Origin of the sequence: Olleya sp. AS48, assembly GCF_038900355.1 — a bacterium.
Taxonomy (GTDB): Bacteria; Bacteroidota; Bacteroidia; order Flavobacteriales; family Flavobacteriaceae; genus Olleya.
Window position 1 is genome coordinate 12,090 of record NZ_JBBMRD010000010.1, and the last position, 11,429, is coordinate 23,518.

Below are 11,429 nucleotides of genomic sequence, written 5' to 3' on the forward strand. Positions count from 1 at the left end.
TCAAATCAAACTAAATATGAAAAAAATATTATTAGTATGCGCATTAGCAGTAATGGTTAATGCTTGTAAAACAAAAGTTGATACGACCTCTTTAGATCCAAAAGATTATACTGTTACTACCCAAGAAATTGAAGATATTGTAACTTTTTTGGCATCTGACGATCTTAAAGGAAGAAATACAGGAACAGAAGGTATTGGTGAAGCAGCAAACTATGTTGAGTCTAAGTTTAATGCTTATGGTATTAAGCCATTTTTTGACACCTATCGTGACAATTTTAAAGTAGGTGATTTGGACGCTTACAATGTGGTTGGCTATTTAGAAGGTAATGATGCTACTTTAAAAAATGAATTTATTGTAATTGGTGCACATTATGACCATATAGGTCAAAGTAAAACGGTTGCAAATGATAGTATAGCTAATGGAGCTAATGATAATGCAGCTGGAACTAGTGGTGTTTTAGCCTTAGCAAAATATTTTGGTGCTAAAAAGACTAATAAAAGAAGCTTACTTTTTGTAACTTTTTCTGCGGAAGAAAAAGGCTTATTAGGTTCTGCGCATTTAGCAAAACGATTAAAACAAGATAATTTTAATATGTACACAATGATTAATCTTGAAATGATTGGTGTGCCTTTTAAAGACAGAGATTACATTGCATTTGTTACAGGTTTTGATAAGTCTAATATAGCACAAAAAATTAATGAATATTCTGGTACTAAAGTAGTAGGTTATTCAGAGGTTGCTGCCAAGTATAATCTATTTAGACAGTCAGATAATTATGCTTTTTACAAAGAGTTCAACTTACCATGTCATACGATCTCTTCATGCGATTTATCTAATTACGACTATTATCACCACGTAGATGATGAAGCAGATAAGTTAGATTACAATCATATGGTACAATTAATTAATAGTATTATTCCAGGTATTGAAAAAATGAGTAATACACCAACAAAAGAAATTACATTAAATGAAAATTAAAAATATAATTATAACAGGAACTAGTCGTGGTATTGGGTTTGAATTAGTGCACATTTTTGCTAATCAAGGCCATAACGTTTTAGCATTGTCAAGAAATGCACAACCTGTAAATAACCTTCATTTTGATAATATAACCTCCTTTTCGTTTGATTTAGGTAATACTGAAGATTATAAAAAAGTGAATGCTTTTATTAATGATAATTGGAAACAAGTAGATATTTTAATCAATAATGCAGGAGCTGTTTTAAATAAACCTTTTGCAGAAACAAGTATGCACGAATTTGAAAACATTTATAAAACAAACGTGTTTGGTGTTGCCGAAATGACAAGGACTGTTTTACCTTATATGAATAAAGATAGTCATGTTATTACAGTTAGCTCAATGGGAGGCGTACAGGGTAGTATGAAGTTTGCAGGACTGTCTGCATATAGCTCAAGTAAAGGTGCTGTTATTACGCTTACTGAGCTTTTAGCAGAGGAGTATAAAGAAAATGGACCTTCATTTAACGTGTTAGCGTTAGGGGCTGTGCAGACTGAAATGTTAGAAGAAGCATTTCCAGGTTATCAAGCACCAACTACAGCTAAGCAAATGGCAGATTATATGGCTAATTTTGCATTGACTGGACATAAATTATACAACGGTAAACTGTTACAGGTTTCTAACTCCACACCATAAAAAACTACACCAAATAAAAATGGCTGACTTAATTAAAAGTCAGCCATTTTTTTTAATATAATACTTGTATTACACACGTTCTAATGCAGCGTAGGCTTCAGCACTTGAAAACTTATCTTCAGAAAAGACATTGTATTCTAAAACCTTAATGACTTGCATTAATTGATTAAAATCTTTCTTTTTATAGACGTCTTTTAAGCTGTCATGAACTTTAAAAAACATTTCTGATTTTTGGTTCTCAGCATTGGTTCCGTAAAAAAATAAGATTTCGTTTTTTTTAGGTTTAAAAAAATTATAATCATCCACAATACTAGCGGTTTCATTATAATATATTTTTATATAGACTTTTTCAGTGTCAATAACTTGGTCTAGATTTAAATCTTTTGGTTGTAATCTATATCTAGTGACTTGCAGATAGTCGGTAGAATTTGCTGTTTCAACGTTATTTTGTTGAGCTTGTAATGTACTTAGTGAAAGCACAAACAAGAGAATAAGGGAAAATCTCATAGTTGCTATTAATCAGTTAGGTGTAAAGGGAATGCTATTAATATAATACTAAGAAAAGATATTTTTAATTATAAAACAAATTTTTCTATTGTTTAATCGTATATTTTTAACATTTAATCTAAATTATTAATAGTCTTTAGTTGGTTTATGTTGGATATCGATGTTTTTATCCTTTTATTGAATCCTTATTATCAGGGATTAATTATTAAGCCCATCGCTATAAAAACTAATTATTAAGTGATTATAATTTTAATGTAGTTTCAATATTGGTCTTATATATTTTAGTATAACGTTCTCCAAATGTATCAATTACAATAGCAGCAGCTAGATGGATCATTAAAGCTGTAAATATGCCAAAATAGATGGGTTTAAGGTTAATCTTAGATAACACAATAGCTAAGGTTATAAACGTTATGGCATAAATTAATTTAAGGATAAAAAAGGCTTTCAGGTTTTTATCCACAACTATTTTGTCAGTCTTTAAATAGTTGTCTTTATTACTTTCAAATTGTTCTATTTTTTTATTTACGTTATTTTGATTGTTTACTAAAAAGTAACCAGTTATAAATAATCCAGCTTCTATTAATCCAATGATTAACATGGTAATCGCAAAGACTTTAAATTGTGGTTTGTTAACGTAAAAAATTATACCAGTAGTAATAGATAATAAGCCTATAATTCCTGCGCTTAAGCCAAGTAAACGCTCACTTTGTAAATACTGTTGTACAAATTCCATAAGGTGATTTTTAAGATTTCAATTTACTTATTTTTTAAATGCTTTTCTTTTTAAATTAATTTACTTTTGTGAAAAATTTTAATATGCATCAAACAACAAATACAATATTAATGATTCGTCCTGTAAATTTTAGGATGAATGAACAAACAGCAGTAAATAACTATTTTCAAGAGGATTTAGATCTTAAAAATGTCGAAATAAATAAAAAAGCTCAAGACGAGTTTGATGCTTATGTAGACAAACTTAGAGCTGTAGGTGTAAATGTAATTGTGATAGATGATAAGGCATCTTTGGATACTCCAGACTCTATTTTTCCAAACAATTGGGTGAGTTTTCATGAAAATGGTGACATCGCTATGTATCCTATGTTTGCTGAAAACAGAAGAAGAGAAAGACGCGAAGATGTGTTTTTAAGATTAGAACAAGAAGGTTTTAAAATTAATAATATTATAGATTACACATCTGCAGAGGACGAAGGGCTATTTTTAGAAGGTACCGGAAGTTTATTGTTAGATCGTGTAAACGAGATTGCTTATTGTGCATTATCACCAAGAGCTGATGAGGATTTATTTATCGAATTTTGCGAAGATTTTGAATACACACCAGTCGTTTTTACTGCAAATCAAACGGTTGATGGTAAGCGCTTACCAATTTATCATACTAACGTAATGATGTGTTTAGCAGAGACTTTTGCTGTCATATGTTTAGACACTATTGATGATAAAAAAGAACGCAAAAATGTGGTGAGTAACTTAGAGAAAAACAACAAAAAAGTTATTAAAATTACTGAAGCACAAATGCACCAATTTGCTGGTAACATGTTGCAAGTTAAAGGTAAGGATGATAAACTTTATTTAGTCATGAGTCAAGCTGCTCATGACAGTTTAACGCCAACTCAAATACAATTAATTGAAGCACACTGTCCAATATTATCAAGTAGTTTAGAAACTATTGAGACTTGTGGAGGTGGTAGCGCTCGCTGTATGATGGCTGAGGTGTTTCTACCAAAGGTGTAGTTTCAGTATCACTTAAATTGTCAATTCTACTTTTAGGGAGTTCTATATAAAAAGTGCTCCCTATATTTAGTTCGCTTTCCACCCAAATTTTTCCATTGTTTAAGTCTACTAACTCTCGGCATATAGTTAGTCCTAATCCAGTACCTTTTTCTTTATTGGTACCTCTAGTGGTAAAAGTATTGTTGCCAAAAAGTTTGCTTTGGTTTTCTTTAGTAATACCAACACCTGTATCTTCAATGCTAATAATAGACTTACCATTACTAATCTGATTGGTAATAGTTATAAGGTCGCCTCTGTTGCAAAACTTAACAGCATTAGCTAATAGGTTTTGTATTACAATTTCTATCATGCTTCGATCTGCATAAACAAAATCGCGTAACGTTTTATCAATTAGTTTGACACCTTTAGCATCAAATTTTTGATCCATAAGTTTTACCTTCTCTGCAAATACTTCTTGAATATCAAATAAGGTTGGTTTTGGCTCTAAAGACTGCATTTGAGACTTAGACCAGTTTAATAAATTAAATAGTAGTAGTGATGCGTTATTAGCATTTTCGCTTAGTTCTGGTAATAAACTATGAAATTCGTCTTGCGTAAGCTGTCCTTCTTTTAATAAATCAATAAACCCTTTAGTAGAGGTTAACGAGTCTTTTAAATCATGAGAGACTATGGAAAACAATTTGTCTTTAACCTTATTAATGTTTTCTAGATGCTTACTTTGCTCTAAAATAGCTTCGTTTTGCAACTCTATTTTTTTATTCTTAGCCTCTAGCTCTCTGGTATATTTTAATCTATTATTTCGTTTTAAATAAAACAGTACAAAAAAGGTTAAGACCACAGCAAAAGCAGCTAGTAGTGCGTAAAAGATTAGTTTAAATTTGTCATATTTTTTCTTGCTAACAACCGTATCATTGGTGGTAACAGGTAAAATAATATTATCCACTTCAGCAGTAGTGTCATCTATGGTGTCAATTTTTATAATTGCCGATTTTTTATTGTTTTCAGCATCTATTTTTTCCTTTAAATTATAATACTGGCTTTGCCACACATAAGCATTATCAAAGTCGCCTTTAATACTGTCTAACGTGTTCATTAATCTGTAATTTTTAAGTAATTGCTCATCATTGTTTAATAAGCGACTTAAATTGGAAGCCTCCAATAATTGTTCCTGTGCAGTATTTAAACGGTTTTGTTTTAGGTATAATTCGCCTAAACTATTTAAAGCAATCAACACACCTTCTTGGTTTTCAAAACGTCTGTTCAGGTTAATGGATTCTAATAAATATCTTGCAGACGTTTTATAATCCTTATCCATTAAATATGCATTACCTAAATAAGGTAAAATGTTTGCTCTAGTGGTTTCGTCATTATTGCCAGCATAACCCAAAGCGCTTTCGTAATAACTAATGGCTTGGTTATAATTTTTATTAGAAGTATAAATATCTCCTAGTTTTTTATTGGTAGCAATAAGTCCTTTAATATTATTAATTTTATTATCGACCTCTATCTTTTTTATGTTGTAGGTAATTGCTTTGTCTAAAACATTGGCGTTTTGGTAGGCATTAGCAAGACTTTCATAATTGGTAGATAAATCATTAAAAAGCGATCGTTTTTCTAACTCTTGTATCGCAGACAACGCATAGTTTAAACCAACTTTGTAATTACCATTTTCAATTTCTATAAAGCCAAGATCACTATTTATTTTAGCAACAGTAATGGTGTCTTTAATAGTGGTAAATAACGTTTTAGCGTTTTTAAATTCGCCAACAGCCATTTGGTATTGTCCTTCTTGATGGTGGATTTTAGCTTTGTAGTATGTAATTTCAGCCAGTCCTTTTTTATAGTCTAAGTCTTTAGCTAGTTTTTCACTTTGCTTAATAAACTTTAATGCTTTGCTGTAATCTTCGGTTTTAAAAAGTAATTTAATAATGCTAACCGACGTATCAACTTTAGAGATATCAGGATCCTGATAAGCTAATTGAATAGTCAAGCTTTCCAGCTCTTCTTCTTGCGAAAAGCCAAAAGCTAAATTTAGTAGGCATAAAAGGACAATCAGTCGCTTCATTTAAATATACAGCATTACAACAAATGTAAGATAAATTGCACATAAAAGCAATCTAACCGTAATTAGGGTAATGACTTAATAGTTAGTTTGATTACAGAAGAAACTGGAGGGATTTTTCTTCGAGGGTTAAAAATGATTATTAAAATGCTGATATCATAATTTTTAAGTGGTAATGCCAAAAAATTAGACTAACGGTATTTTTATTATTTTTAGACTTACTTAGCATATATAATAACAATTATGTTAAAGTTGTATTTTACTTTTTTTAATCCAATACGCCAAGCTAATAAGGATAACAAAAAGCCTTAGTTTATGCTCAATAAATGCTATATTTGCCCTTTCAAAAAATATAATCAATGAGCCTTCATAACATCTTAGAGCAACACGTTAAACAAGCCTTTAAATCCGTTTATAGCGCAGATTTAGAAACTGTAGAATTCCAAGCAACACGTAAAGAATTTGCAGGAGATATTACAGTAGTTGTGTTTCCAATGTTAAGGGTTGTAAAAGGTAATCCTGTGCAAATAGGTGAGGCTATTGGTAATTATTTGGTGGACAATGTCGCAGAAGTAGAGGGATTTAACGTTGTAAAAGGTTTTTTAAATCTAGAGATTCAGGCATCGTATTTTGTAAATTATTTTAATACTATTAAGGATCAAGACAGGTTTGGTTTTGTTAACGCTTCCGCGGAAAATAAAGCCGTAATGGTAGAGTATTCTTCGCCAAATACAAACAAACCATTACACCTTGGTCACATCCGAAACAACTTATTAGGATATAGCGTAGCCGAAATATTAAAGGCGTCTGGTAAAAAAGTATACAAAACACAAATTATAAACGACAGAGGAATACATATTTGTAAAAGTATGTTAGCTTGGCAACGTTTTGGTCATGGAGAAACACCAGAATCTACTGGTTTAAAAGGCGATAAGTTAGTAGGTAACTATTACGTTAAGTTTGACCAAGAATATAAAAAAGAAATTGCAGCGTTAATAGCAGAAGGTAAAACCGAAGACGACGCCAAAAAAGAAGCACCAATTTTAGTAGCAGCACAACAAATGTTACAACAATGGGAAGCAGGAGATAAGGATGTTGTTGCTTTATGGCAAACCATGAATGGTTGGGTATATAAAGGTTTTGAACAAACGTATACTAACTTAGGTGTAGATTTTGATAATTTATATTATGAAAGTCAAACCTACCTTTTAGGAAAAGAGTTTGTTGCCGAAGGTTTAAAATCTGGGGTATTCTTTAAAAAAGAAGATGGTTCGGTTTGGTGCGATTTAACAGCAGATGGTTTAGACGAAAAAATTGTATTACGTTCTGACGGAACAGCAGTTTACATGACCCAAGATATTGGGACAGCTATCCAACGTGTTAAGGATTATCCAGATGTTGGTGGTATGGTGTATACTGTTGGTAATGAGCAAGAATACCACTTTCAAGTCCTATTTTTAATTATTAAAAAACTAGGCTTTGATTGGGCTAAAAACCTGTTTCATTTAAGTTACGGAATGGTAGATTTACCTTCTGGAAAAATGAAAAGTAGAGAAGGTACAGTTGTAGATGCTGACGATTTAATTGTCGAAATGGCTGACACAGCACAAACCATCTCTGAAGATTTAGGTAAGCTAGACGGTTATACAGATCAAGAAAAAGCAGACCTTTATAAAACCATTGGTTTAGGTGCGTTAAAATATTACATTTTAAAAGTAGATCCTAAAAAACGTATTTTATTTGACCCAAAAGAGTCTATCGATTTTCAGGGTAATACAGGACCTTTTATACAATATACGTATGCAAGAATCCAATCTATACTGCGTAAGGCTAATATCACTGAGGCTATCACGCTAAGTGCAGACCAAGTGACTTTGGACGACAAGGAGCGCGAGTTAATCAAGCAATTACAATTGTTTCCAGAGGTAATACAGCAAGCAGCAACAAACCACAGTCCTGCGTTAATTGCTAATTATACTTACGACTTGGTAAAAGCCTTTAATAGTTTTTATCAAAACGTATCTATACTTGGTGCAGATACACAAAACGAAATTGTGTTTAGAGTACAGTTATCCAAAACCGTAGCAAATACTATAAAAAATGCATTTAGCTTATTAGGTGTTGCAGTGCCAGAGCGCATGTAAGCGTAATACTTTACTATATAAAAAAAACGCTTTCAAGTATTTGAAAGCGTTTTTTTTATGATTTTTTTTGCTTATTTTAAAGTAATACGCTGTAGACTTTAATCGTTATTATACGTGTAAGTATATAATGTGATATCTCCTTCTTCGCTTTCTTGAACCGTTCTTGGGTAATCAAAACTAGTGTAAGTCATAGTATACGTATAGTTTTCACTATCTAAAGTTTGATTATCTACTACCTGTTCGCTAGTGCGATTATTTAATGTGAAATTAGTAGCATAACCATTTTCAGATTCAATGGTTACCAATACATCTCTTACATCTATATTTTTAAACACGCCATTTTTAGAGTCATAATTGAAAGTAGTCGTGTAATATGTTCCATCTGTAGAGTTTACTACATTACCATTGCTAACTGTAGTGGTAGAAGGTGTTGCGCCAGCAGAAGTTGTTGAGGTTTGTGTAATTACAGAGTTGTCTGAATTGTAAGTTTGGCTATACTCATATATACCTACGCCAATAATATTGGTTGAAATTGTTTCAACACGTCCTTGAGCATCGTACGTGTAGGATTCTAGGATTTCAGGATCAGTATCCTCGTAGTAATTAATAGCGCTTAATATATTATCTGTATAAACATAATCTGTATAGTAACCATCAGATGATTCTTCTTTTATAAGTTTCATTCCATCATAACAGTATGTAATCGTTTCGGTTTCTCCATCAGAATAAACAATATCTAATTGAGTCGGTAATATTGTCTCGTTAGCAGGTGTGGCGTCAAGAGGAGTTGTTTCGTCATCAGAACTACTTTCACAAGACATTAATGAGACTGCTAAAAGTGCAAAGGTGTAAATTACTTTTTTCATTTATTAGGTTTATTATGTATTAAGTTGTTTTTTGGAAAGGTAACCTATTTATCATGATTTATATGTTTGAAGTTTTTTTAATGAATAGAGTAGTTAATATAATATGAAATTAGATTTTAGATTTTATTCGACTTAAGGTTTCTTGTGATATGTTAATATAAGATGCCACTATTTTATTTGGTAGTCGCTTGACAATATTTGGATTTATTTTAAACAATTGTTTATACCTTTCTGATGCATCTAAAGCTGTAAACGATAACAAGCGTCGTGAATTATTTACGTAAGCTTTTTCTAAATAGATTCTGTAAAAATCTTTCCATATAGGTATGATAGTCATTAAGTGTCTAAAATCATCATGTGTGATATATAGTAACTCACTGTTTTCTATAACCTGAATGGTTTCCTGAGCAGGTTCATTGGTTATAAAACTGACAAGCTCTGTGGCAAATTGATTTTCAAAAGCAATGTAACGTGTAATTTCTTTACCTTCCTCGTCTATGTAATACAGGCGTAAACAACCTTTTTTCACAAAATAACTAACCTGACTATTTTTTCCATTAGATAGTAAAATAGCATTTTTACTTTTTTTAATCATTTTAAAATAAGATAGTATCACTTCTAGGTCTTTATCTTCAATGTCAATATTCTTCTTTATAAAATTGGTGAGTTCAATGTAGTTTGTCATTTATTTGTAGTCTCTTATAAATTTACGATAATCAATAATATCCTGTATAGATAGGACTATTAAATCATGTTGTTTTGCAAATGATATAATTGTATTTGTATTAGCCATCGTTCCATCTTCATTCATTAATTCGCACAATACAGCCTCTGGTTTTAAGCCTCCCAACTTCATTAAATCAATACTACCTTCTGTGTGTCCTGGTCTTTCTAGGACACCGTTTTTATTGGCTCTTAAAGGAAAAATATGACCAGGTTTTGCAAGGTCTTTACTTGTGGCATTACTGTTACAAGCCACTTGTATAGTTTTTAGTCTATCACTAGCTGATACACCAGTGGTTACCCCTTTTTTTGCTTCGATAGAAATGGTAAAAGGGGTTTGATAACTACTGGTGTTTTCTTTTACCATATAAGGAAGTTTTAATATATCGGCCTTTTGATTAGTTAAACATAAGCAAACTATACCACTACAATGTCTTATCATAAGTGCCATATCCTTTAAGGTCATGTGTTGTGCAGAGTATATTAAATCGCCTTCATTTTCTCGATTTTCATCATCTGTTAAAATAATTCCTTTTCCTTCTCGAAGTTGTTGCAATGCGTTTTCAACACGATCTTGACTTGTATAGCCAGATAATTCTTTTGAATTTAGTTCTGTAAGTATCATAATTTTTTTATAATTATTAAGATGCAAAACTAAAGTTGTAGTAAACCATATTATTTGATGTATGTCAAATAATTAATTTATTTTAAATAGTTAGTCGTTTAAAATCCAAGCTACCAAATCTTCCACATCTATGATAGACCAACTGTGTGGATGTCTGTCTCCATTGGATCGGTAACCTTTATTTTTGGTTGGTATGTATTGCACGTTTTTAAACTGTTGTGCTTGTAATTGTTCGGCTAATTTTTTAATGTAATACGCATTCATTTGGTCATAATCTGCCTTTCGGTTGGTTTTCCACCATAGTGTATCAGGCTCTGTGTACAGTCGTATTTTTGTATCCTTTAAATGTTGTAGGTTTTTTGTGTAGTTACTACTGTACGTGTACACACTATTGTTTTGGTAGTTGTCCAGATTGGTTTCTGGTGGTCCAAAAGCTTCAGTTAATGTGTTTTGTATCCATGTGCTTTCTTCTACGGACACCTCAGAAAATTGTCGAGCTAGATTTTTTTGAGACGCTTTGTACAAGGCTTCTAGGTCAATAGGTGAGTCCACAATAAAGACGCCTTTTGGAGTAATGTTATACTGTTTTGAAGCTGTTATAAAATCGCTTAGCAGTAGACTTATAACGCCTCCACTGGAAAAACCACCAATATAAATGGCATCTGTTGGTAATTGGTTATCAGTAATAGCGTTTTGTAATAAAGTAGCTAGTTGTTGTTTGTCTTGTGTGTCTAACCATAGTTTTTGATTGTAGTTAGATAGTAGGACAGCAATATTGTTTTTTTTAGCGAGTTCCAGAATTTTAAATTCTTTTTTAATGTCGTCTGCTTGTTCCGGAAAACCGCCAAAAAGGATTAATACTGCTTTTGCTTTTTTGGTAGGTTTATATAATTGGTAATGGGTTGTTATAGTGTCTTGGTAGTCGGAAGGTGTTTCGGTTGGTGACTGTGGTTGGTTGATGTTGTTCTTGCAAGCGGTTATTGCTAACAATAGAAAAAGTATTATGATAGTTTGTTTCATCTTAAAATGGTGTTGCTTATCAATTGTGCATCTAAAAGGGTCTTTTAAAAACCTTTAATGTTAAGAAAGATAAGC

Annotated in this window: 11 protein-coding genes; 4 read left to right on the forward strand and 7 right to left on the reverse strand. The window is 31.6% G+C overall.

Annotation, left to right across the window (positions count from 1 at the left end):
• Positions 1–16: 16 nt before the first annotated feature.
• Both WNY60_RS12205 and WNY60_RS12210 read left to right on the forward strand, forming a co-directional pair.
• Positions 17–979 (forward strand): M28 family peptidase, encoded by a 963-nt coding sequence (locus WNY60_RS12205; RefSeq protein ID WP_145001041.1) that lies wholly within the window; start codon positions 17–19, stop codon positions 977–979.
• Positions 969–1,655: an SDR family oxidoreductase gene (locus tag WNY60_RS12210; RefSeq protein WP_342862540.1), complete on the forward strand. Its 687-nt coding sequence runs from the start codon at positions 969–971 to the stop codon at positions 1,653–1,655. Before WNY60_RS12205 ends, WNY60_RS12210 begins: the two co-directional genes overlap by 11 nt.
• A 69-nt stretch (positions 1,656–1,724) precedes the next feature.
• On the opposite strand, the gene WNY60_RS12215 is transcribed toward WNY60_RS12210, so the two are convergent.
• Entirely contained in the window at positions 1,725–2,162 is a 438-nt protein-coding gene (locus WNY60_RS12215) for a hypothetical protein (protein ID WP_339808500.1), read from the reverse strand.
• 241 nt (positions 2,163–2,403) lie between these two features.
• Positions 2,404–2,898: a hypothetical protein gene (locus tag WNY60_RS12220; RefSeq protein ID WP_342862541.1), complete on the reverse strand. Its 495-nt coding sequence runs from the start codon at positions 2,896–2,898 to the stop codon at positions 2,404–2,406.
• 83 nt (positions 2,899–2,981) lie between these two features.
• Between WNY60_RS12220 and WNY60_RS12225 the strand changes: the two genes are divergently transcribed.
• On the forward strand, positions 2,982–3,914 hold the full coding sequence (locus tag WNY60_RS12225) for an arginine deiminase-related protein (protein WP_292942343.1): 933 nt from the start codon (positions 2,982–2,984) through the stop codon (positions 3,912–3,914).
• On the opposite strand, the gene WNY60_RS12230 is transcribed toward WNY60_RS12225, so the two are convergent.
• Positions 3,847–5,979, reverse strand: a complete 2,133-nt coding sequence (locus tag WNY60_RS12230; protein ID WP_342862542.1) for a tetratricopeptide repeat-containing sensor histidine kinase — start codon at positions 5,977–5,979, stop codon at positions 3,847–3,849. The genes WNY60_RS12225 and WNY60_RS12230 overlap by 68 nt on opposite strands.
• 356 nt (positions 5,980–6,335) lie before the next feature.
• On the opposite strand from WNY60_RS12230, the gene argS reads away from it, so the two are divergent.
• The gene (argS, locus tag WNY60_RS12235; RefSeq protein WP_342862543.1) at positions 6,336–8,120 is read left to right on the forward strand and encodes an arginine--tRNA ligase; all 1,785 of its coding nucleotides are present in this window, start codon (positions 6,336–6,338) and stop codon (positions 8,118–8,120) included.
• Positions 8,121–8,218: 98 nt separating this feature from the next.
• On the opposite strand, the gene WNY60_RS12240 is transcribed toward argS, so the two are convergent.
• From WNY60_RS12240 to WNY60_RS12255, 4 genes are all read right to left on the reverse strand, one after another.
• On the reverse strand, positions 8,219–8,986 hold the full coding sequence (locus WNY60_RS12240; protein WP_342862544.1) for a hypothetical protein: 768 nt from the start codon (positions 8,984–8,986) through the stop codon (positions 8,219–8,221).
• Between the two features lie 109 nt (positions 8,987–9,095).
• Entirely contained in the window at positions 9,096–9,671 is a 576-nt protein-coding gene (locus WNY60_RS12245; protein ID WP_145001025.1) for a Crp/Fnr family transcriptional regulator, read from the reverse strand.
• A complete protein-coding gene (gene ribB, locus WNY60_RS12250) occupies positions 9,672–10,334 on the reverse strand; it encodes a 3,4-dihydroxy-2-butanone-4-phosphate synthase (RefSeq protein WP_145001023.1) in 663 nt (220 codons plus the stop codon). It abuts the gene before it with no gap.
• A 90-nt stretch (positions 10,335–10,424) separates the two neighbouring features.
• Positions 10,425–11,354 carry a hypothetical protein gene (locus tag WNY60_RS12255; protein ID WP_342862545.1) on the reverse strand — a complete coding sequence of 310 codons (930 nt, stop codon included), beginning with the start codon at positions 11,352–11,354 and terminating at the stop codon, positions 10,425–10,427.
• Positions 11,355–11,429 lie beyond the last annotated feature (75 nt).

What these genes read in the sequence shown, in the direction of transcription:
- WNY60_RS12210 (WP_342862540.1), top strand. Translation starts at nt 969, where the DNA reads ATGAAAATTAAAAATATAATTATAACAGGAACTAGTCGTGGTATTGGG.
- WNY60_RS12255 (WP_342862545.1), bottom strand. Translation starts at nt 11,354, where the DNA reads ATGAAACAAACTATCATAATACTTTTTCTATTGTTAGCAATAACCGCT.
- argS (WP_342862543.1), top strand. Translation starts at nt 6,336, where the DNA reads ATGAGCCTTCATAACATCTTAGAGCAACACGTTAAACAAGCCTTTAAA.
- WNY60_RS12205 (WP_145001041.1), top strand. Translation starts at nt 17, where the DNA reads ATGAAAAAAATATTATTAGTATGCGCATTAGCAGTAATGGTTAATGCT.
- WNY60_RS12215 (WP_339808500.1), bottom strand. Translation starts at nt 2,162, where the DNA reads ATGAGATTTTCCCTTATTCTCTTGTTTGTGCTTTCACTAAGTACATTA.
- WNY60_RS12230 (WP_342862542.1), bottom strand. Translation starts at nt 5,979, where the DNA reads ATGAAGCGACTGATTGTCCTTTTATGCCTACTAAATTTAGCTTTTGGC.
- WNY60_RS12220 (WP_342862541.1), bottom strand. Translation starts at nt 2,898, where the DNA reads ATGGAATTTGTACAACAGTATTTACAAAGTGAGCGTTTACTTGGCTTA.
- WNY60_RS12245 (WP_145001025.1), bottom strand. Translation starts at nt 9,671, where the DNA reads ATGACAAACTACATTGAACTCACCAATTTTATAAAGAAGAATATTGAC.
- ribB (WP_145001023.1), bottom strand. Translation starts at nt 10,334, where the DNA reads ATGATACTTACAGAACTAAATTCAAAAGAATTATCTGGCTATACAAGT.
- WNY60_RS12240 (WP_342862544.1), bottom strand. Translation starts at nt 8,986, where the DNA reads ATGAAAAAAGTAATTTACACCTTTGCACTTTTAGCAGTCTCATTAATG.
- WNY60_RS12225 (WP_292942343.1), top strand. Translation starts at nt 2,982, where the DNA reads ATGCATCAAACAACAAATACAATATTAATGATTCGTCCTGTAAATTTT.